We start from the raw sequence: 20869 nt of genomic DNA on the forward strand, positions 1-20869 counted from the left end.
CGACGCCACCTGCGCGGCTGCCTCGCGCGTCTCGCGGTCTCCTTCGGGGCCGAATCGGGCGCTCTCGGCGGTGGCGGCGACCACCTCCCCGCGACTCGCTTCCATCGCGCCGCGCCCGACGTGGAACGCGTCGATCGCTTCCGCGCGGCGAGCCGACGCCTCGCTGAGCGCAGCGCCCATCGCGTCCTCCTCAGCGGCAGCGCCACCCTCCCCGTAAGCGCCTGGAGATGGACCGCCGGCACCGCCACCGCCTTCGGCCGGCTGAGTGGCACCGCCGCCGCCACCCTCGGCCGCTTGCGGGCCGCCACCGTCGCCGCCGCCTTCGGCCGCTTGCGGTCCACCCCCGCCGCCTTCCGCGGCCTGCGGTCCGCCGCCGCCAGCGCCACCGCCGCCCTGCGATTCGCAGCCCGGAGGTGCAGGGGGTGGCGGTGGTGCTTCGGCCTGCTGGCTCTGCTGCGCCTCCTCGGTGCTCGTGCTGCTGCTCTCCGTATCGCCGTGGATCTCGGTATTGGGCGGCTCGCGCGGTCGGTCCTGGGTGGATGTGCCGGTGCGATCGGCCCCGGTCGGCGCGCGATCCGCCGAGAGCTCGTCGGTGTCACGGCAGGACTCTTGCTCGTCGCTCGACTGTTCTGGCGTGTGCCTCGGTGGCTCGGTGGGCGCTGGGCACGCCGCTCCGGCCCGGCGCGCCACCGCCGGATTGGGCGCGGGCGCCGCGCCCGCCGCGACCGCGCCTGCATCGGCCCTATCGGCCGCGCCACCACCACCGCCGCCCTCTGCTGCTGGCTCGCCACCGCCGCCGCCGCCGCCACCGCCCGCATCGGCCGCCGGTCCGCCACCACCTCCTGGACGGCCACCTCCCCCTTCTCGACCAGCGCCTTCGCCCCCACCGATGTCCAGCATCGGAGGCTCGAAGTCGCGCTCGGCGAGGACGTCGAGCTGCATCTGGACCGCCGCGCTCGTAAGATCCGTCGAGCCGCTGCAGCTTGAGCACGTGCCGCCGCAGCTGCACGCCATCTGCACGCCGGCCTCTCCACCGCCCCGCTCTTGATCCAGCAGGGCCTCGGCCGATTGCCCGCGGACGACAGCATCGGCCACCTCGTCGGCCTGCCGCTCGTACCGATCGCCGGTCTTGCCGACCCCGCCGTCGAGCTGAACTCCCGCCTTCTGCTGCACGACGTGCGCCGCCTCGTGCGCCGCAAGCCGCAAGTCGGGCGGCGCACGGAACGCGATGCGGTCGCCCACCGTGAACGCGCGCGCCCCAAGCCGCGACGCGGCGCTGCTCGCAAGGCCGTCGCTGCCCGTGCGAACATGACGGATGTCGTGGCGACCGAACGCCTGCTGGATCGTCGCCGCGAACGGCAAGGGCGCGGACGCGGTGGCCACCCCATGACGGGCGATGCCGTGGATCGCCGCCGCGCGGCTCCGCCCGCCGCCCTCCGCACCCGCGCCGCCGCCACCCGCGGCCATGCCCCCGGGACCTGCCGCTGCCTGCACGTACGCCGGCGGCGACGACGGTGTTTCCTCGAGCTCCTCGCGCGCCTCGGACGCCGCTCGCTCCGCGGATGCGGCGGAAGACGGACGTCTCTCGGCGGCGGGCGCGACGCTCATGTCACTTGCGCGCTTCCTCGAGCTCCGTATCCGTGGCCTCGTCTCCTTGCATGTCCGCCGCCGGCGTCAGCCCCTGCGCGCGCAGCGTGTCCGCGATCGACGCCGACACTTCGCGCCGGATCTGCTCGCGCAGCGCCTGGGCGCGCGCCTCGCGCGGCGCGATGGTGCCGAACGCCGCCGCCGCCGCGCGTTCGAGGCGATCCGCGGCCGCCTCGAAATCGAGCGGGGAATCCTCGGCGAACACCTCGTCAGCCGCCTCCAGGAACGCGGCGACCGAGGGGGGAAACCTGTCGAGCGGCGGCATCGCCACACCGCGCGCGTCCAGCGCCGGTCCGAGCGCCTGCATCAGCGCGAGGACGCCGACGTCGCCGGGCGCGCTGGCCATCTCGGCGACCAAGCGGCGCAAGGAGTCGGCGTGCGGAGCGATCGGGCGGCCCGCCGCGAGGTCGGCGGCGGCTGCCGCGATGGCGTCGGCCAGGCGGCGGGCGGCGGCGGTGGGTGCGGTGTGCATCAGGGCTTCTCCTCAGGGGTGATCGACGTGGCGGCGCCGAGCTCCGACGGCAGCGTGCGCCCCAGCTTGCGGTACTCGACGGCGAGGCCCGCCACGAGATCCGGCAGGCGGATCGGCCGCCCATCGCGGCGCGCGAGCAGGCTGGCGCACAGGACGGCGTTGCGAACGTGACCGCCCGCGAGATCGCACGTCGCCGCCAGCTGGTTGAAGGACGCCGAATCGAGCTCGTGATGAGCGCCGAGGTGCGTGCGCCAGAGCGCGCGCCGCTCCTCCGGACCCGGCGGAGGGAAGTCGATCACGGCGTCGAGTCGACGCGTGAACGCCGCGTCGATGCGCGTGCGGCTGTTGCTGGTCAGGATGACGATGCCATCGAACGACTCGATGCGCTGGAGCAGGAAGTTGGTCTGCGCGTTGGCGAAGCGGTCGTTGGCGTCCTTGACGTCGGTGCGCTTGCCGAACATCGAGTCGGCCTCGTCGAAGAGCAGGATGATCTCTTCGTGCTCGGCCTGGCCGAGGAGCTGGGCCAGGTTCTTCTCGGTCTCACCGATGTACTTGCTGGTCACGGCGGCGAGATCGATCCGGTAGAGCGGCGCCGACAGGCGGCTGGCCAGCCAGCTCGCCGCGAAGGTCTTGCCGGTGCCCGACGGACCGACGAAGAGCGCGCGCACGCCGGGACGGTGGCGCGCGCGCATGGCCGCGCCCAGCCCGTCGACGAGCTCGTCGCGCGCCCGGCACCGCATCAGCAGCAGCTCGAGATCGCGCCGCAGCGACGGCGTCCTCACGAGCGCTTCATCGGCGACGTCGTCGTCGATCGGCTCGGCGAGCCCGCGCAGGCCCGGGCCCTCGCTGGTCCACGCCGCCGTGCGCACGTGCGATCGGTCGATCGCGGCGGCGCCGGCGAGGCGAGCGGCGCGACGCGCGGCGCGCCCCAGCTGCGCGATGCGGCCGGCGCCGTGGCGGTGATCGCGGGCCAGCGCCGCGGCGAGCGCCTCGTCGCCGAGGCTCTCCTGCCACAGGCGCGACCTCTCGTCGCGTGTCGGCACGGTCAATCGCCAGCTCGGGATCGCGACGCTGTCACGGTCGATCGTCCCTTCGAGGCCCGCCAGCGCCAGCACCGGGCCGTGGTAGCCGGGCAGCGCCGGCAGCCGGCGCCGCTCGCTCGGGCCGAGCTCGCAGACGAACACGGGCACCAGGTTGCGCAGCGCCATCCAGAGCCCGAGCCCCGCGACGGGCTCCCCCTCGACGAACGCAGCTTCGGCGCCGAACGCCGCCGCGACCGCGGCGCACACGGCGCGCCCCTCGGCGATCGAGGGCGTCCGCACCGTCAGGGCCTGCTGGTCGTCCCCGAACGCCGCCGCGTATCGCGCGGCCTCCGCCACCGTCGGGCGCGCGAGCGGCACCGCGGGACGTGCGCCCACCGTGACGCCCGCGATCGGGATCTGCAGCCCGCGCAGCGCGGCGTGGACGGGCGCCGACAGCGCCATGCGCCGCTCGACGAGCGGCAGCTCGTCGCCGCGCAGCAGGAACACGCTGGCCAGGCGCGCCGGGCCGTCGACCAGGTCGCCATAGGCCTTCTCCGCGCCCTCGCCGGCCGCGGCGAACGCCGTCGCCAGCAGCCCGACCATGGGGCGAGATCCCAGGGCCGGCGCCTGCAGCGCGGCGACGAGCCGCGTGAGGACGGGATCCTCCTCGAGCGCGATCAGCAGCGCGATCGCGAGCTGCTCGCTCGCGCTCAGACCCAGCATCGCGGCGAGCGCGACCACGGGCAGATCCGATTCGGGAGCGGCGCCGCCGTCCCCGAGCCGCTGCCACCACGCGCCATTCACCCTCGGCTCGCGCGCGGCGATCGCGTCGACCTCGGGGCCGCGGATGCCGGCGCGGTCCGCGACGTCGAGGAGCGCGGCGGTGGCGAGCGCGACCAGCGGCGGGCGGGGCGCGCGCGACGAGGGCGTCGGCTCGGCGCTCATGCGCGGGCTCCCTCGAGGGGGTGGGAGCGGACGGCGCGGCCGAGCCAGGGAACCCAGCCCGGATCGACGTCGAGGCCGGCGAGACGGATGTCGGCGTCCGGCTCCTTGGCGCGGGCGGCTCCCACTTACGCCTTTCGGAAAAACGACGGCGCCGTCCGCGCCATCGGGTCCACGAACCGCGCCGTCGCCCCCTTGGGGAGCACGAGCTGCGCGCTCGCCTCGGCGACGCGCGCGCGGGCCTGGTTGCCGACAAGGTCTTCGACCACCCCGTGGGCGACCATCTCCTGCCCTTTGAAGAACATCACCTTCATCCCGAGCCGCACCCGGATCGGATCGATCGCGACCGGAACCGTCTTGCCCGGATGCACGGGCGTGTCGTCGACGACCGCGCCGGCGATGATCTCGTCGACCGGCGCGTGGCTGGCGAGCAGCAGGCACACCCGCACGAGATCGTTCATCCAGGCGAGCGCCTCCGCGTGGGCGGTGTCGATCCGGCTGTACAGCCAGTCGACCAGCCCCTCGATCTCCTTGCGATCCACATAGGGGATCTCGCCCCACCGGGGGAGCGCCGCGAGGTTGCGCAGGCTCACGTTCTCGCCCTCGTACTGGCTGAGCCGCTCGGCCCACTCGAGGCGGATCGCGGGCAGCACGTCCGACGCCTGGGCGTGCAGGCAGCCGGCTATCCGGCCGATCTGCGACAGCTCGCGCGCCGCCGCGTCGGCGACGAGCGAGCGCCCATGGTTGGCCTCGATCAGGTCGCCGAGCGACAGCACGTGCTTGGCGTGCTCGCGCGTCTCCTTCCAGCCGAGGCCGACGAACCGGGCGAGGTCGAGCTGCGCCACCTGGAGGCGGACGTTCCCCACGGCCCGCTGCTGCGCCTGGGTCACGTTGACGATCGCCTGCCCGAAGCGCCCAGGCAGCGCGCGCTGCCGGAACGTCGCTGGCTGCACCTCGGTCACGCGCACGACCTGGGCGCGCATCTTGGCGATGGCCAGCGTCCCGTGGAGCAGCTCCACCCGATCGAGCTTGTCGAGGATCCGGGGGACATCGGTGAACCACGACACCGGCGCCTCGCGCAGGAGCTGCACCATCTCATCGATCTCCTCGGGCGCGTCCGAGTGGGCGTTCAGGCAGGCCGGGACCGGGGCCGCGAACACCCCCGGGTTCAGGCTCAACATCGGCGCGTCCACCATCGCCTCGGCGAAGCGGGGGCGAACGTAGGCGAGGAAGCCCAGGTGCTCGCCGAGGACCTTGGCGCGGCGCTGGTTGATCTGGCCGACCCGATCCTGCTCGTCGCGCAGCAGCGCGCGGGTGGTGGCCAGCTTGTGCCGGACCTCGCCGAGCTCCCCGCCGATCACGGCGAGGCGCCTCGCGGCGGCGTCCTTGTTCTGGTCGATCGCGCGGAGCGCCTGCCTGCACCGCTCCAGATCGGCCCGATACGCGACGATGCGCGCCTCCACCGCGCGCAAGGTGGCGATCGCGTGCTCGACGATCAGCGCGGCGTCCGAGTAGAGGTTGCCCTCGTCGGCGTCCTTGCCCGCCGGGTCGCGCAGGATCCGCTCGATGCCGCCGAACGTCTTGCTCTTGAAGACGCGACCCAGGCTGACCGGCGCGGGCAGCCGCTTGACCAGCCCGGCGCGGGGGTTCGCCACCGCGCCCTCCTCCTCCTTCTCGATCTCCTCGCCCTTCACGCTGAGGAACGGCAGATGGAACAGCGGCTGGCGATTCTTGTCCCACTCTGGCACGCCGAAGACCGGGATATCCTCGATGTTCATCTTCTCGTCGCTGAGCAGTCGAATCGCCTCGAGCGCCTCGGTGCGCGCCGCGACCGCGTAGTTCTTGGAGTCGCGCCCCGGCGAGGCTTCGATGCGCTCCGCGATGCTGACCGTCCGGAAGTCATAGGCACCTTCCCCGACGATGGGCTGATCCTTCTGCACGATGTCCCGCGCCGGCGGCGGCGGCATGTAGATCGTGGATGGCAGCACGGAGGACGGCTGGAACTGAAGCCCTCCACCGCCGAGGAGGGCCCCAGCGGTGATCAGGTCGGCGATCACGCCGGGGTCGAGCGTCGCGGACGGCGCGGGCTGGAACGCCGACGGGGTCAAGAACAGCTCCGGCGAGACCAGCGAGGCGCCCGCCACGCCGCTTGGGGGACGGATCCCCGTCGAGCTCGACACCACGCCCGGCGAGACCGACAGGGCGCCCGCGATCGACGTCCAGCTCGTCGTCGCGCTCGAGGCCCGGCCCGACGCCAGCAGCGAAGCGGCCGTCGCCGCGCCGGACGGCTGGAGCCGCGCCGAGCTCGCGCCCAGCGTCGACCCCACCAGCGAGGCGCTCGTCACCGCGCCGGAGACCCGGGAGCTCGGCGCCTCACCGACGGGCGCTGCCTCGCGCCGCTCCAGGTCCCTGGGCTGAGGCTTGGGCGTGCCGCCGGTCTTGGGCGGCGCGGCCGTTCCAGGCGGCACGACGGTGCCGGGCGGCGGCTTCCCCTTCACCGAGAGATAGAACTTGTTCACCTCGTCGGTCACGGCGGCGGCGCTCGCGCCCTTGGCGATCGACGTGAGGATCGGCGACGACGCGAGACGCGTGGCGGCGATGTTGCCGAGCATGAACTGCCGCAGCCGGTAGATGTTCGCGTGCCCCTTGAGGAACGAGAAATCGATGGTGTCGTCCGCCTTCGCGAGCTTGGCCTCGATCTTCTTGATGAAGGCGTCGAGCCCCATGCCGCTCTCGAGATCGTCGATCTCCTCCTTGGAGAACACCCGGCCGCGCCGGACCTTCTTCGTCGGTACCGGCTTTGAATCGCCGGGGTCGGACTCGGGGTCTTCGTCCTCGTACTCGGTGATGCCGAGCGCGACGCGCAGGTCCTCCATCGCCCTGACGACGCCCTGATCGGCGCCCTCCACGCCGTAGCGCTCCTCGCCCTCCCAGGCTTGGGTCGGCGGGTCGTTCGGCTCCGGCGGCGGCGGCAGGCCGCGCAGGTAGTCCTGGAGCGTCGCGGGGGCCGGCAGCGTCTCGGGCAGCCGGCCAGGGAGCGCCGGCAGCTCCGGCTGCTCGAGGGCCTCGGGATCCGGGTCGGGATAGACGGGCACCGTCTCGTCGCCGTCCGCGGCGCGGACCAGCGCGGCGTGATCGCGCCGGAGCAGCGCGCGACGGAAGCGCCAGCCGTGCCGCTCGAACTGGAACCAGTCGATGCTGCGCTGGAAGATGGGATCAACCTGCTCCTCGATCAGCAACCTGGGCTCGTACACGGCCTGGGGCACCGGCGCGATCACCAGGACGTCCTCGGCGCTCCCGGTGTCGAGCGGCGCGAGCGATGCGCAGCGCTGGATCACCTGGTCGAGCTGCTCGAGCGGCAGCGGCGCCGCCTTGATCCGAAAGCCAGCGGGGAAGAACCGGTTGGCCGCGCTCCCGAGCGGGTCGAAGGAAATGGCCTCCCGGGGGAGCATCCCGGCCGGCGGCAGGGCGGCGAACTGGGCGATGTGCTGGCCCGTGAAGACGGGATCGAGGGGCGGCATGCCGGCGAGCTGCTCGGCGAACTGCTGGATGCGCGCCTGCCACAGGAAAGGCGTCCCCGTGCGGAGCGCGTCGTGGGTCACGAAGGGCCGCCGGCGCTTGGCCTTGCCGCCCTGCCGCACGACCGAGTAACGGTCCACCCACACGGGCACAGCGTCCTCGAACGCCAGGAGGCCGATGGGGACGCCGAAGACCTCCCAGGGGTGTTGATCCTCGGATCCCTGGAGCCGCTCGAGCTCGAAGATCGCAAAGGCGATCTGGTTGCGCCAGGCAGAGCCGCTCTCCGGCAGCTCGGCCCAGCCCGGGTTCCAGGGGAGCAGCAGCAGCCGCGCGGCGTCGATCGTCTGCTCGTCGGCGAACGCGCCCTCGGTCTCGTCGTAATCGCAGGGGTTCGTCGGATCCAGGTTGCCCGCGCCGCGCACCACGGAGGGCTGCATCACGAGCACACCGAGCCTCGTGCCCGGCGGGATCCGCGGCGACGCGTCGTCGGGCGAGGTCCCGAACGATCCCGGCGGCGCGCGCAGGTGGGCGACGTCGACGCGCAGGGCGCGTGGCAGCACCACGTCCTCGCCCGAGGGCGCGAGGCCCATCCCGGGCGCCACATGCAGGAACGCGCGCCCCTCTGGCGCCGACTCCGACGGCGCGCGGAGCTCGAGATCGATCTCGAGCCCGGTCACCACGCCGGGCGAGAGCACCTGCCCGAGCGTGGCGAGGCGGCCCGCGCGCCCCTGCTGCTCGGCCTGGAGCGCGGTGTCGCTGAGCGTGCGGCCCGTGTACAGGTGGAGCCGCCGGCGCCACCCGCCGTCCACCTGCGGCGCGAGGGCGGGATGCACGGCCACCACCCGCTCGCCGGCCAGGGGATTCTCGATGGGGGTGACCTTCATCTCTCTCTCCTCCCTTCAGCGAACAGCTCGGTGGCCCGCAGCTCGAGGGTGCGGCGCCGGACGAACCAGAGCAGCTGGTCGCTCACGGCGGCCAGGGCCTCGCGCCAGGCAGCCTCGATCGGCGCCCTGGGATCCGCCGTGACGATGGCGATCGGCGCGGGCGCCCTGCGGGTGAGGGCGTTGAGCACGTCGATGGGCTTGCGACGGACCAGGAGCGGCGGCACGAGGCGCAGCGGTCGAGGCGTCGTCTCGAGGCGCAGGCGCCGGAGCGAGGCGCGCGACATCGGGATCAGCACCTGGAGGGTCGTGAAGTCGAGATCCTCGGCGTCGCCGCGGACGTCGATGGGCGGCAGCAAGAGGCTCTCCTCGACGAGCACGGTGACCTCGTCCTCGGTGACGATGCTCAGGTCCACGGCCATCTGCGCCGGGAAGAAGTGCTGCGTGAAGTCCTTTGGATCGATCGCGGCCGCCGGCATCCGGCCGGCGGGGGGCAGCACCTCGAAGTGGTCCGCGGCGGCGAAGCGCAGCCCGCCGCGCGCCTGCCGCTCGGCCACGAGCTCCCGGAGCTGGCCGTCGTACTGGGCGAGGTGGGCTTCGCGCAGCGCCCGGGACGCGACGCCGAAGCCGACCACGCCGCCGTGCTCGGCGCCGATCTCGCGGCGGACGAGGTAGGGATCGACCCAGCGGACGTAACCGCGCTCGAGAGAGATCATCGCCAGCGGCAGCGTCTCCGGGGGGATCCCGCGGGCGGCCTGCTCCAGGAACATCGTCCGCGCGACATGGGAGCGCTGCTTCCAGGGGTCGCGCTCCGCCGCGTCGTCGCGGTAGGCGATGAGCGTGAGCGCCACGCCCTCCACGATGTCCGCGAGCTCGCTCGAGCGCCTGCCGTCCACCGTCGTCGGGTACTTGACGATCGATCGCGTCACGTACTCGACGGGCCGGAGCGCGAGCACGTAGAGGCCCGTGCGCGCCGAGGGCGGCGTCGCGGGCGCGGTCGAGAGGCCGAACGAGGCGTCGAGCTGCGCGAGCTCGCTCACGTCGTCCACCTCCACGACGATGGCCGCGTCGAGCGCCACGAGCTCGCCGGCGGGCGTGACGCCGTGGCCCCCGGAGATCGCGAGCCGGCGGCCGGAGGCGGCGCGCACCTCGAGCCCGCGGATCACCCCGGAGGCGCCCGCGCTCGAGAGATCGGCCTGGCGCGACAGGGAGTAGGTCTGCTCGCGGAGCAGATCCCGCGCGGCCAGGAAGCGGCCGTCGAAGTAGTGAGAGCGGGCGCGCCGCGCGTCGACGACGAGCGTCCCTTCCTGCTCCATGTCGTGGATCTCGCCGGGGGAGAGATCCTCCAGCGACGCGCGATCGGGACCGAGGGTGGAGTCAACAAGCGAGGTCATGGCGGCCTACTCCTCCGGCGGAGGGGGTGTCGTGGCGGAGACGGGGTGCGACTCGTCGGCGCGGAAGTCGGCCGGCACCGTGTCCTCGCGGGCGGGATCCGCGAACCGAGGCGGGTCGGACCCCGGCACGAGGCCGAGGTGCCGACCCTGGAGCGTCCGGCGGCGCACGTACCAGAGGCGCTCGCCCAGGGCGGCCGCGCGGTCGAGCGCCTGTTGCCAGCGGAGGTCGAGCTCGCGATCGCGCTCCGCGTCCTCCCCCTCGAGCGCGCGGTCGGGGCCAGAAGCGATCGGCGGGCGCACCGCCGGCGTGCCGAGCCCGCGCGCCGCCGTCATCGGCAGGCGCGGCAGGAGCTTGCGAAACACGTCCACCGGCTGCCGCCGGATCAGCACGCCGGGCGCCGCCGGAGAGAGCTCGACCGTGAGGCGGCGGCGGTCGTTCCCGAGCAGCTCGCGCGGCGCCGGGACGAGCACCAGGATGCTGGTGAAATCCAGATCCCCGGGCGGCGCCATGAGATCGATGGGCGGCAGCCACAGCGCCTCGTCGACCAGCGCCGAGACCTCGTCGTCCGGCACGAGCGCCATCGCGCAGGGCATCTGCGGCGGAAAGAAGCTCTGCGTGTAGCGCAGGTCTCCCGCCCGCTCCACGGCTTTCAAGGGCAGCTGCCCGGCCGGCGGCAGGGCGCGGAACACCTCGGCGGCCGAGAAGTGGAGGCCGCCGGGGCGACTCCTGCGCTCGTTCATCGCCTCGACGAGGTGAGCCTCCTGCTGCAGCACGTAGGCCTCGCGCAGGCCGCGCGGGGCGAGGCCGAACCCCGCCGCGCCGGCGTGCTCTCCGCCGACCTCGCGCCGCACCATGTCGACGTCGATCCACATCACGAAGCCCCGATCGAGGTGGACCATCGCGAGGGGCAGCGCCTCCGCGGGCACGCCCCCCGCCGCGCGCTCGACGAAGATGCGGCGGGCCGCGTGGGCGCGCTGCTGCAGCGGGTCCAGCTCGGCGTGATCGTCGCGGTAGGGCACCAGCGTCACGGCCACCGCCTCGATGATCTCGCCGTCGTCGACGGCCCGCCGCTCGTTCACCGAGGTCGGGTAGGCGGAGATCGGGTTGGCGGTGAACTCCACGGGGCGCAGCGCCAGCACGAACAGGCCGGACCGCCGCCGCGGCGGCTCGTTCGGCACCCCGTCGAGGTGGAAGGCCCGGTCGAGCTGCATCATCCGCGTGACGTCGGCGAGGTTGACGACGAGCCCGCCCGCGGTGTCGTCGTCGCGGCGGAGCACCACCAGCTGGCCGGCGGGGGTGACCCCGGTCCCGGGCGAGATGGAGACGGTCGTGTCGTCCACCCGCGCGACCATCAGCCCGTGGAGCACGCCCGGCCCCGTGGCGCGGGCCAGATCGGCCTGGCGGTCGAGGAAATAGTCCTGCTCTCGCGTGAGGTCGTGGGCGGCCAGGAACCGGCCGTCGAAGTAGCGCGGGCGCCGCCGCGCCGGGTTCACCACCAGGGTCCCCGCCCGGCGGTATCGCTCGATCTCCCGGGCGTCGAGGTGATCGAGGTTCAACCGGGCGAGGCTGCGGAACGGGGTGAAGAGAGCTTTTACGTCGATCATCCACGCCTCCTGTGGGGCCTCCCGGGCCCTCTCCCGCCTCAGATGAGCAGCTGGGCCAGCGCCGCCGCGGTGTAGACGAAGGCGCGATCGTCGTTCCGGACCTCCACGGGGCGGGTCGCGTCTCGCACCGCCGGACGGTCGATCCCCCCGTCGGCGCACGGGATGCGGAGCCGCGCCAGGAAGAGCCAGTGTTTGTCGTTCTGGGGATCGAGCCAGTCCGGCACGACAGGGTCGTTCGCGAACGGGTCGCTGCGCTTGCGCGGGCGGAAGCGGTCCCAGGCGCCGAAGATCAGCTGGCGCAGCCGCGCGGCCCGCTCGGCCTGGGGCAGCGACGCGACCTCCGCCCAGTAGCTCTGCGGCAGCGGCGGCTCCGCCTCCTCGCGCGGCACGAGCGCGAGCTCGAATCCATCGCGGATGCGGGACGGCTGCACCGCGTCCAGCGCGTCGAACGGCCCCGCCGCGAACGCCGGCGTCTTGCCGCGGCCGCAGGCGGCGAAGCGGAGGAGCACGTCCACGATCAGGTGCCCCGGCGCGGGCGGCGCGGCGCCGGGGTCGCCGTCGGGGTGGAAGGCCTTCCGCAGCCGCTCCGATCGCTCGAAGCCTGCCTGATCCTTGGCGCGGCCCGCCTCCTGGAACTCCAGCCACTTGCTCAGGCGGATGCAGCGCCCCGGCAGGGCGTTCGGCATGCTCGGCACCTCGACGAGCCGGCCGATCCGATCGAGCGCCAGCCCGGGCGCCACGTGCACCTCCTCCGCGTCGGGGTCGAGGCCTTCCTCCGCCGGCGGGACGATGGTGACCTCGAGCCCCGCCACGGTGCCGCTGCCGTCGAGGAACGCCAGGGCGCGGGCCAGGCGGCCGCGGTGGTAGTCCTGCTCGGCGCGGAAGTCCTCCTTGTCGAGCATGACCCCCTGCTCATAGAAGACGCGGTCTGGATCGGTCGGCTGGTCCAGGCTGTCGGGACGCGTGCTCATCGTGTCTCCTCGTCACTGCGGAAAGGGCGACCGAACGGGGTTTCGGACCACGACGTCCAGCTCCACCGGCTTGCTCTGATTCCCCGCCTGGTCCTCCACGACGAGCTGGAAGCGGTAAACGCCGTCTCGCAGCGTGAGCTGGACGCGCGGGTCGTCCGTCTCCTTGGTCTCGTCGGGCTTGATCTCGAGGACGACCATGGCCTAGCGATCCTCGCGCCGCCGGGGCGGGACGCCGGGCTGGACGATCGGTTCGTCACGCGGCACGCCGATGAGCGCATCGCGGCCGGGTGGGTTGATCGGACCGACAGGCGGCCTGACGACGGCCGGATTGACCACCACAGGAGTCAGCGGCTCGACGGGCGGTCTGACCACCGGAGGATTGACCACCACGGGCGTCAGCGGCTCGACGGGCGGCCTGACCACCGGCGGATCGATGACGAGGGGCGGATCGACGACGAGGGGCGGCGTCCTGGTCTTGACCGGCGCCGAGACCAGGGTCCAGATATACTTGACGATCGGGCCGCCGCCGAAGTCGCTCGACCCCTCGGCCGACAGCTCGAACGGCTTCCCCGCCTCCGGCCACGCGTCGGGGTTCTCCTTCTGGGGCACCACGAGCCGGAGGACGGCGGTCGGCGCGGTGGTGTCGCGGATGATGACCTCGATGCTCGCGGGCGCGGAGCGATTGCCGGCCTGGTCCTCCACCACGAGCTGGAAGACGTGCAGCCCCGGCTGGAGCAACCGGCCGTTCGTCGGCGTGATCTCCACGTGATTCTCGACGGTCTCTATCGGTTTGTTCTGCTCGAAATTGGCCATGAAGCCCGCCTTCCTCGCCGTGCGCTCCGCTCACCGCCGGAGCATCCAATGGTATCGGACCAGCCGCCGCCCCGGCGCGGCCCGCGACGCCGAGCCGTCGAGGGTGAGCGGCGCGCCGAACTCCCGCGGCGGGACCGGCGCGACGCGCGCGATGGGCTGCATGGACGACGGCGAGTGGCCCAGCCGCGGATCCAGGCTGGGGAGGTGCTCGATCCGGTCGCGCACCCCGATCCGGCTCGCGTCCACGCGCACCGGCCGCAAGCCGGGCTTGCGGCCAAGGTAGGTGTCGACGCCCACGAGCGAGGACATCCCCACAAGGAACCGCTGGCTCGCCGTCAGCACCTGCACGGCCACGTGCGCCGGCGCCTCGCGATCCACGATCTGACGGATGAGCCCGAGGTCCTGCGGATTCACCTCGTTGTGCACGAGCACCGTCGCGCGGTGCGCCAGCCGATCGAAGAGCTCCGCCACGGCCGACGCCTCGGCCGGCGTGACCGGGAGATCGGCCGAGAACAGCGCCAAGAACTCCTTGTTGTTCTCGTCGCCGAGGAACAACGTATCTCCCACGAACGAATTGCCGCTCACGGAGAGCCCCGGCAGGAGCGGGTCGTCCACGTCGACGAGGTTGGCGCCGAGGATGGTCGCGAACGTGCGCCGCAGCCGGAAGTCCTCGAACACCACGATGTCGCCCCGCTCGACCCCGCCGTCGGTGACCAGGTCGAGCGCCAGCCGGAGGCCGTCGAGGGTGCCGCGCCGCCGGTAGAGCTCCATGGCGTTCTGCAGCAAGGCGCGGCGCCGCTCCACCGGGACCGCGGCGGCGAACGTGAAGCCGATCCAGCTCGCCAGCCACTCCAGCGCCTCCTCGGGCGCCCCGGAGGCGTCGGTGAGGAGCCACGCGTGCTTGATCCGATCCTCGATCGGCGTGAGGATCCCCTCGAAATTCCCGAGGAACCGCTCCAGGAAGTCCGCCGGCGTGGCCGTGACGTCGGGGCCGTGGGCGTCGGCGTCGGGCCCGAAGACCTGCTCGTGGTACAGCTCGGGCAGGTAGCTCTTCACGTAGGAGCGGCGGCCGCCGTAAACGCGGAGCGCGGCGACCTCCGGGGTGCTCCGGCCGTCGCCGTGGAGCTCCATCCGCACCCACAGGTAGCGCCCGACCAGCGAGCGCACCCGGAACTGCGGGCGCTGGACGAGCGCGGTCCACGTCCCCGCGCGGTGGGGGCGCCGCTCGCACGGCAGGAGCCCCGGGTGGAACGGGATCTCCGAGGGCTGCGAGAGCCACACGCCCTGCGGCACGCCGGGCGCGGCGTCGCCCGCGACCGCGCCGAAGCGGTGCTCGTGCCACGCCGCCTCCGGGCCGGGGACCGCGCGCTCGTTGCTCGCGGCGAGCAGGACCTTCACCCCGCACCCCGGCGGGATGGCCGCCTCGAGGTAGATGCGATGCCAGACCGCCTGCGCGTCGCCGCCGTCGATCACGCGGTGGCCGAGGTCGTTGCGCGCCTCCCCCACGACCGCGAAGCTCGGCCACGAGATCGGCACGAGCGGCCGCGGCCCCTCGGGGGTCGCGTATTGCGGCGTCGGCAGCGTCGTGTGCAGGAACATCGGCCACGCCGCGAGCGGCCGGTCCGCGCGCGACGGCGACAGGCCGCGGAGCGGGTAGAGGTCGCCCACCGGGTCCACCGCGCCCGCGCCCGCCGCCACGGGGGCGCCCGCGGCCACGGGGGCGCCCGCGGCCACGGGATAGACGGGCGCCTCCTCGGCGCCCTGCGCGTCGCTGCGGGCGACGAGCACCGCGACCTTGTCGCTCCCCACCCAGACCATGCCGTACGGGTAGCGGACGCCGCGCAGGCGCGCGGGCGCGCCGAGCCGGTCGTCCTCGCCCAGGATCCGCAGGTGCGCGTCGGCGTCCGGCACCCAGGTGAGCAGCGCCAGCCTCCCCTCGGGGCTGCAGGCGATCGCCACCGGCCACTCCGCGCTCGGCCACGTGGCCCCGGGGAGCTCCTGGGCGCGCGGCGGATCGGGATCGTCCGTCTTGGGGCGGAAGGTGTCGGGCGTGTACGCGAAGGCCGCGCGCGACCGCTGCGGGAGCCCGGTGACGCGGGCGATCCGGTAGAGCACCCGGTCCAGGCAGTACACGCCCCCGGTCGGGATGGGCGCGAGGCGCCAGGCGCTCAGCGGCGCGAGCGGCAGGGTCACGGGCTCCCAGCGGTTGCGCAGGTCCTTGAGGATGACCCCGCCCGCCGCCAGGTAGAGCACGTCGTCGTGGCCGACGGCCACGTCGTGGACGAGGACCGAGGGCTCCGGCGTGTAGATCGTCACCTCGTCGGGGAAGGCGCCCGTGGCCACCACGCGCCGGCCCACGGAATCCCAGCGGGCGCGGGTGCCGAAGCGGTCGATCGAGCCGGGGGTGCGCTCGACCAGGGAGCGGGCGCGGTCCGCGTCCTCCTGCCACGAGAGCCCCCGGCGGGCCGACGAGAGGCGCAGGACCCTGCGGGCGCGATCGTAGTGCACGCCCGGCGGATCGCCGACCCTGGCCCAGTGCTCGTCGTCGGCCAGGAGGAACGGCCGCTGGAGGTTCGCGTCCATCGCTAGCAGACCTCCGGGACCACGGGCACGGCCACGCCGGCGTCCGCGTCGTCGGCGAACGGGTTCGGGATCTGCGACGGATCGTCGGCCGGGGGCGGCGCGTCGGCGACGGCCACGACCGCGAGCAGCTCGGGCAGCTGCCACGGCTCCAGCGCGAGCACGAAGCCGCCCGTGGCGTTCCGCTCGGTGACCCGCTCCCAGCCGCTCCCCTTCCTGCGGAACAGGTTGACGCCGATGACCTCGGACACGCCGGGCACCTGCGCGACCACCGTCTCCACCTCGCGGTCGCGCACGGCGCGGCCGAGCGGCCAGCCGGTGAAGCCGGCGCCGCCCGGCGCGAGCGGCCACAGGAACCGGCGCACGGCCTCCTTGACCGCGAGCAGCTGCTCATCGCGCGGGAAGCCGTCCCGCAGCGTGACCCCCACGGTGACGGCGAGCGGCACGTACTCGCAGCCGATGGTGTAGAGCTCGGTCGCGAGCGGCCGCCGCGCGTCGAGCCACGTGTGCACCGCCTCGAGGAACGGCCGATCGGCCCGCGGGTTGGGCGGCGTCCGCTCCGCTTTGAACGGCAGCACCATCACCGACACCACGCCGGGCACCTCGCTCCGGCGCTGATGCGGCTTGAACCGCGGGAGCACCTCGACGCGGGCCACGACCACGCCCGGCGTCTCGACGGCCAGCGTCCGGAAATCGTCGGCCGTGACCGCGCGGTCCCGGTGCCGGAGGATCCCGGGGATCCGCTGCTCGGCCTCCGCCAGGAGCTCCGCGTCCTGCCCGCCGTCCGTGGGCAGGCTCTGCACCACCTTGAGCTTGCGCTGGACGCGCGGATGCGGCGGCCTCGCGTCGAACGCGGTCATGTCCTTGAGGGTCCCGGGCGGCAGGTTGCCCGCCCGCCCGCCGCCGGCGCGCATCGCCGAAACGCGCACGCGCCTGCCCGCGCCCGGGATGCGCCCGCGCACGCCGTCGCCGAAGCGCACGGTGCTCGCCTCGGGATCGAGCGTGTAAACGGCGGAGTCCCGCCCGGCCAGGGCCAGATCGGCGATCCGCGTCCAGCGCACGAACCCGAGGTTGTCCTCCTCGACCTCCAGGACCAGGCTCTCCGGGTCGACGTTGGCGGCCGGCAGCTGCATCTCCTGATCGGCGCTGTCGTCGCTCGACCCGATGATCCGGCCGGTGACGGTGGCGCGCTGGTCGATCTCGATCGCGTTGACGCCCACCCAGCCGAGCCGCAGCGACTGCTGCCCCTTCTCGAGCGGCCGGAGGCGCAGCCACGCCACCACGCGGCCGGCGATCTTCGCGTCGTCGATCCGCGGTGGCCGGTCCCCGAGGCCGGCGGCCGGGTCGTTGCGCACGTCGTTCTCGGGCGCGCCGATCAGCGAGGCGCGCGGCAGCCCCAGGCGGATCACCCCGCGGCGGGTGAGGCCGCTCGTGTCGTCCTTGATCACCTCGAGGGCGACCATCTCCGCGCCGCCGGGCGAGCCGCCGGTCGCGCGGCCCGTCGTGATCTCCCAGACGTGGGGGATGCGGCCGCGGCGGGCGAGCTGCTCGAACAGCTCCGCGTCCTCGAGCGGCCGCGGGACCTCGATGGCCGGCATGATCCCCACGTTGAGGATCCGCTGCTGCCCCTCCGGATCGTTCCCGAGCGCCTCGCGCGCCGGCCCCACGAGCTCCGGCTTGCGGGCGAGGAGCGCCAGCCAGAGCGACCTGTCGACCGTCTCCTGGATCACGTCGAGGCCGGCCGCCGCGGGTGAGCCGCCCGCGAAGACGGGCGTGGTCACGTAGAACTTCGGCGCGACGGGCCTGCCCTCGCGCGACGAGAGGCCGTAGGCGAGCGGCAGCTGGGCGAGCAGCTCGGGCCCGAGGGCCCTCTCCTCCTCGGCGCGGATCGGGCGCTTCACGAAGGCGTCGGCGGTGATCGGCAGGACGGTCAGCTCGTCCCGCGTCTCGAACGGCACCGGGCCCTTGATCGGCGCGAGCGCCCGGATCCGCGGCGCCTCCGCGACGTCCTCGTCGAGCTGCACGCTCACGAGCCCGCGCGCGGCCACGGCGGGGCGCATGGGGACGCCGAGCAGGCGCAGGAACGCGAGGCGCTGCCGCTCGGGGACGAGGTTGGCCCGGTAGAGCATCGTGTCCGCGAGCCAGGCGAACAGCTCGATGAGCGTCCGCCCCGGATCCCCGACCCGGGGGTCCGTGTACTCGGGCGCGTGGGCGGGGATGCGCGCGACCAGCTCCTCCACGAGGTCGTGGAACGAGCGATCGTCGAGCGCGGGGGGCCGAATCGGCATGTCAGCCTCCGAGCTCCATCGTGAAACCCACTTTTTGCGGTACGCCGGTGCGGCGCAGGCGATAGGCGATGTCGACGCGCACGTGCGACGGGCGCCCCGGCACCTCGTCGACCTCGACGCGGTCGAGCAGGACGCGCGACTCCCAGCGCGCGATGGCCGCGGCGACGAGCTCGCGGATCCGCCGGCGCGTGTCCGTCGTGTTCGGCTCGTGCAGGAAGCGGTCGAGGCCGGCGCCGAAATCGGGGCGCATGAGCTGCTCGCCCGGGCGCGTGCGGAGGATGACCTCGATCATCTCGCGCACGCTCTCCTCGAGCGTGGGGTAGCGCAGCCGCCCCTCCGCGTCGGGCAGCGGAAGCAACGGCCAGCCGATCGGCCGCGGAGCCGGGAGGGGTCTGGTCATGAGTCCTCACGCCTCGAGACAGTGGGGAGGGGGAAGCAGATCCGGATGAAGGGCAGCCACCAGAAGACGATGTTCAAGATGATGAGGAACATGAACATCACGATGAACGCGAGGACGAAGATGATGGATATGTTGAAGCTGCATATCCACTGCAGCCCGATGTCCAGCCCCTCTTTCCCTTTTCCCTCCATGAGGTCCTTGGGGCTGTTGCTGTTCAGGAAGTTGAACAGCCGCCGCGGCATCTTGAACGCGACGTTGGGGAGGAGCGATTTGACGCTCTCGCTCGAGACGTCCGGCAGCTCGATCTGGATCGGCGGGAGGGTGCCGTTCTCGTACCAGGGGACGATCTCGAAGGCCGCGCTGCTCGCGCTCCACACGAGGTCGGGCGGGCAGCCGCCGTCCCGCTTCACGCGCACGAACGCCCGCAGCTCGTAGCGCGCGGTCTTGTCGTCGAAGCGCGCGACGCCCGGCTGCAGCGCGCTCAGCCGGCTGGCGACGGTCGCCTTGACCTGCGCGTAGATCCGCTCGGCCAGGCCGGCGGCGACCGGCGGCCAGCGGTACGGGAACCGGAAGACGGTCGCGCCGCCGGGGATCGGCGCGATGAGCGCGGTGCACGCGTCGAGCAGCACCTGATCGGCGGGGCGCCCCGCCTTGTCCTTCTCCTCCTGCGCGCTCGCCGGCACCACGATCTCGGCGAGGAGCCTCCGCAACGCCATCGAATCGGGCGAATTGCCCCACAGGTCCAGGCTGATGCGCAGGAAGCGGAGGAAGTCGAGGAACTGGTCGAGGCGGGTCCGGTCGGCCTCCTGCGCGAGGGAGAACGGCGCGACGTCGGCGGACTGCAGGGAGGCTTGCGCCCGCTGGGCGTCGTCGAAATACCCGTATTGCGCCGCCGACCGGCCCGTGAAGAACCGCTCCGCGAGGCCGCCGAACGAGAGCCCCAGGCCGGCCTTGAGGTACCCCGGCAGCACGGCGTCCCTGAAGTCGTCCTTCGCCCCGACGGGCACGTCGAACGCGTTCGCGGCGATCGGCGGCGCGGGGGCCTCGGACATCTCCGTGCTGACCGTCGGGACCAGGCCGTAGAGCAGCGTCTTGCCGGCCTTCTCGCAGACCGCGGGCGGCGCCACGAACAGCTCGGTCACCTGCTCTGCGCCCTCCTCGAGCCGCGCCCTCAGGAGGGCCTTGCGGCCGATCTCCGGCGCGCCGCCCGTGATCACCCGCCGCCGGTCCGGGTCGGGGTCGCGCTTCGGGTCATCGAGCTTGGACCAGCCGCGCAGCTTCTTGCTCACGGACAGCCAGCCCTGCGGGAACCTGTCCGCGGAGAGCCCGTCCCTCGCGACGCGGCGGACCACGAGCCCGGCGCTGTCGATCGTCGCGGGATCCAGCCGGGGGAGCCCGGGCCGATCGCACGCCGCCTCGAGCAGCACGACGTGGAACGTGCGGTGCACCGGCTGGTAGAGGCGCATCGGGGCCTTGACCGCGCTGGCCCGGACGGCGGCGTAGGGGTCCTCGGTCTCGAGCGTCTCGAGCAGCACGCCGATCACGTTCTGATCGGTGAGCTGCAGGAGGAGCGGCGGGCCCTCCCTCGACGCCTCCCCGAGCCCGCGGAAGATGACGTCGTGCCCTACCATACGTTGCCCGCGCCCGGCGTGTAGACGCTCCCCACGACGGTCGTCGCCATGAGGGTCGAGCATTTCACGACGCCGGAGAAGTTGGTGAAGGCCGAGCTGACATCCACGTATCCCGCCTTCACCTCCACCTGGGACGCCTGGATCGTGACCTTCGCGCTCGACTGGATGGTGATCCCCGAGCTCTCGATCTTGACGGTCCCCATGCTTGTCTTGAGCTCGATCTTCCCGCCGCTGTCCGCGGTGATGACCGCCGAGTTCAGCTGGTTCGGCGTGGAGAGGTGGATCTGCTCCTGTCCTTGCGACGCCTCGACGATGGCCACCCGCGTGCCGTTCTTGCCGACGAAGCTCCAGCGATCGACCTCGTCGCCGCCGAGCGTCTCGGGCGCGGTCTGGTTGCCGTTCCACAGCCCGCCGATGACCAGCGGCTGGCGCGGGTCGCCGTTCACGAACTGCACGGCCACCTCGTCGCCCTTGTTCGGGATGAAGAAGGCGCCGCGGTTCGCCCCGGCGAAGGGGACGGCCACGCGGGCCCACAGGGGCGCGTCCTGCTCCCCGACCCCGTCGAAGCCGAGCAGCCGGATCTGGACGCGGCCGAGGTTGTCGGGGTCGCCGGTCACGGCCACGACCTCCGCCAGGTAGACCCCGTACAGGACGCCGGGGCCGGGTGCGCCGGGCCGCGGTTCGCCCATCATGCTCGCACCTCG

General features: G+C 73.3%; 14 protein-coding genes and 1 pseudogene. 1 reads left to right on the forward strand and 14 read right to left on the reverse strand.

All coding sequences use genetic code 11. The features are described from left to right. Window positions 1-120 precede the first annotated feature (120 nt). On the forward strand, window positions 121-987 hold the full coding sequence (locus NQZ70_RS47185; RefSeq protein WP_207218057.1) for a hypothetical protein: 867 nt from the start codon (window positions 121-123) through the stop codon (window positions 985-987). Window positions 988-1167: 180 nt separating this feature from the next. On the opposite strand, the pseudogene NQZ70_RS53630 reads toward NQZ70_RS47185, so the two are convergent. The 14 genes and pseudogenes from NQZ70_RS53630 to NQZ70_RS47255 all read right to left on the reverse strand — a co-directional run. Continuing rightward, window positions 1168-1608 (reverse strand): annotated as a pseudogene (locus NQZ70_RS53630) (DUF4157 domain-containing protein); the annotation flags it as partial. Between the two features lies 1 nt (window position 1609). Beyond that, the gene (locus tag NQZ70_RS47195) at window positions 1610-2119 is read right to left on the reverse strand and encodes a hypothetical protein (RefSeq protein WP_129580081.1); all 510 of its coding nucleotides are present in this window, start codon (window positions 2117-2119) and stop codon (window positions 1610-1612) included. Then, the gene (locus NQZ70_RS47200) at window positions 2119-4086 is read right to left on the reverse strand and encodes an ATP-binding protein (protein ID WP_129580082.1); all 1968 of its coding nucleotides are present in this window, start codon (window positions 4084-4086) and stop codon (window positions 2119-2121) included. The genes NQZ70_RS47195 and NQZ70_RS47200 overlap by 1 nt, the downstream gene beginning before the upstream one ends. A 125-nt stretch (window positions 4087-4211) precedes the next feature. Next, window positions 4212-8486: a hypothetical protein gene (locus NQZ70_RS47205; RefSeq protein WP_129580083.1), complete on the reverse strand. Its 4275-nt coding sequence runs from the start codon at window positions 8484-8486 to the stop codon at window positions 4212-4214. Beyond that, on the reverse strand, window positions 8483-9877 hold the full coding sequence (locus NQZ70_RS47210) for a hypothetical protein (RefSeq protein WP_129580084.1): 1395 nt from the start codon (window positions 9875-9877) through the stop codon (window positions 8483-8485). Before NQZ70_RS47210 ends, NQZ70_RS47205 begins: the two co-directional genes overlap by 4 nt. A gap of 6 nt (window positions 9878-9883) precedes the next feature. Beyond that, window positions 9884-11482: a hypothetical protein gene (locus NQZ70_RS47215; protein ID WP_129580085.1), complete on the reverse strand. Its 1599-nt coding sequence runs from the start codon at window positions 11480-11482 to the stop codon at window positions 9884-9886. A gap of 38 nt (window positions 11483-11520) precedes the next feature. Further along, on the reverse strand, window positions 11521-12453 hold the full coding sequence (locus NQZ70_RS47220; RefSeq protein ID WP_129580086.1) for a hypothetical protein: 933 nt from the start codon (window positions 12451-12453) through the stop codon (window positions 11521-11523). Between the two features lie 12 nt (window positions 12454-12465). Then, window positions 12466-12651: a hypothetical protein gene (locus NQZ70_RS47225; protein ID WP_129580087.1), complete on the reverse strand. Its 186-nt coding sequence runs from the start codon at window positions 12649-12651 to the stop codon at window positions 12466-12468. A 3-nt stretch (window positions 12652-12654) separates the two neighbouring features. Continuing rightward, window positions 12655-13266 carry a hypothetical protein gene (locus NQZ70_RS47230; RefSeq protein ID WP_129580088.1) on the reverse strand — a complete coding sequence of 204 codons (612 nt, stop codon included), beginning with the start codon at window positions 13264-13266 and terminating at the stop codon, window positions 12655-12657. Between the two features lie 30 nt (window positions 13267-13296). Next, window positions 13297-15849, reverse strand: coding sequence for a phage tail protein (locus tag NQZ70_RS47235; RefSeq protein WP_272827084.1), 2553 nt, complete (start codon window positions 15847-15849; stop codon window positions 13297-13299). A 2-nt stretch (window positions 15850-15851) separates the two neighbouring features. Then, window positions 15852-18134, reverse strand: a complete 2283-nt coding sequence (locus tag NQZ70_RS47240) for a putative baseplate assembly protein (RefSeq protein WP_129580089.1) — start codon at window positions 18132-18134, stop codon at window positions 15852-15854. A gap of 1 nt (window position 18135) precedes the next feature. After that, window positions 18136-18534 carry a GPW/gp25 family protein gene (locus NQZ70_RS47245; RefSeq protein ID WP_129580090.1) on the reverse strand — a complete coding sequence of 133 codons (399 nt, stop codon included), beginning with the start codon at window positions 18532-18534 and terminating at the stop codon, window positions 18136-18138. After that, window positions 18531-20165 carry a hypothetical protein gene (locus tag NQZ70_RS47250; protein WP_129580091.1) on the reverse strand — a complete coding sequence of 545 codons (1635 nt, stop codon included), beginning with the start codon at window positions 20163-20165 and terminating at the stop codon, window positions 18531-18533. Before NQZ70_RS47250 ends, NQZ70_RS47245 begins: the two co-directional genes overlap by 4 nt. Then, window positions 20159-20857 carry a phage baseplate assembly protein V gene (locus tag NQZ70_RS47255; protein WP_129580092.1) on the reverse strand — a complete coding sequence of 233 codons (699 nt, stop codon included), beginning with the start codon at window positions 20855-20857 and terminating at the stop codon, window positions 20159-20161. The genes NQZ70_RS47250 and NQZ70_RS47255 overlap by 7 nt, the downstream gene beginning before the upstream one ends. Between the last annotated feature and the right edge of the window lie 12 nt (window positions 20858-20869).

Source organism: Sorangium sp. So ce836, from assembly GCF_028553905.1.
Taxonomy (GTDB): domain Bacteria; phylum Myxococcota_A; class Polyangia; order Polyangiales; family Polyangiaceae; genus Sorangium; species Sorangium cellulosum_D.

Excerpts from the sequence above, each read along its gene's own strand:
- NQZ70_RS47195 (WP_129580081.1), bottom strand. The coding sequence starts at position 2,119 with ATGCACACCGCACCCACCGCCGCCGCCCGCCGCCTGGCCGACGCCATC.
- NQZ70_RS47200 (WP_129580082.1), bottom strand. The coding sequence starts at position 4,086 with ATGAGCGCCGAGCCGACGCCCTCGTCGCGCGCGCCCCGCCCGCCGCTG.
- NQZ70_RS47205 (WP_129580083.1), bottom strand. The coding sequence starts at position 8,486 with ATGAAGGTCACCCCCATCGAGAATCCCCTGGCCGGCGAGCGGGTGGTG.
- NQZ70_RS47210 (WP_129580084.1), bottom strand. The coding sequence starts at position 9,877 with ATGACCTCGCTTGTTGACTCCACCCTCGGTCCCGATCGCGCGTCGCTG.
- NQZ70_RS47215 (WP_129580085.1), bottom strand. The coding sequence starts at position 11,482 with ATGATCGACGTAAAAGCTCTCTTCACCCCGTTCCGCAGCCTCGCCCGG.
- NQZ70_RS47220 (WP_129580086.1), bottom strand. The coding sequence starts at position 12,453 with ATGAGCACGCGTCCCGACAGCCTGGACCAGCCGACCGATCCAGACCGC.
- NQZ70_RS47225 (WP_129580087.1), bottom strand. The coding sequence starts at position 12,651 with ATGGTCGTCCTCGAGATCAAGCCCGACGAGACCAAGGAGACGGACGAC.
- NQZ70_RS47230 (WP_129580088.1), bottom strand. The coding sequence starts at position 13,266 with ATGGCCAATTTCGAGCAGAACAAACCGATAGAGACCGTCGAGAATCAC.
- NQZ70_RS47235 (WP_272827084.1), bottom strand. The coding sequence starts at position 15,849 with ATGGACGCGAACCTCCAGCGGCCGTTCCTCCTGGCCGACGACGAGCAC.
- NQZ70_RS47240 (WP_129580089.1), bottom strand. The coding sequence starts at position 18,134 with ATGCCGATTCGGCCCCCCGCGCTCGACGATCGCTCGTTCCACGACCTC.
- NQZ70_RS47245 (WP_129580090.1), bottom strand. The coding sequence starts at position 18,534 with ATGACCAGACCCCTCCCGGCTCCGCGGCCGATCGGCTGGCCGTTGCTT.
- NQZ70_RS47250 (WP_129580091.1), bottom strand. The coding sequence starts at position 20,165 with ATGGTAGGGCACGACGTCATCTTCCGCGGGCTCGGGGAGGCGTCGAGG.
- NQZ70_RS47255 (WP_129580092.1), bottom strand. The coding sequence starts at position 20,857 with ATGATGGGCGAACCGCGGCCCGGCGCACCCGGCCCCGGCGTCCTGTAC.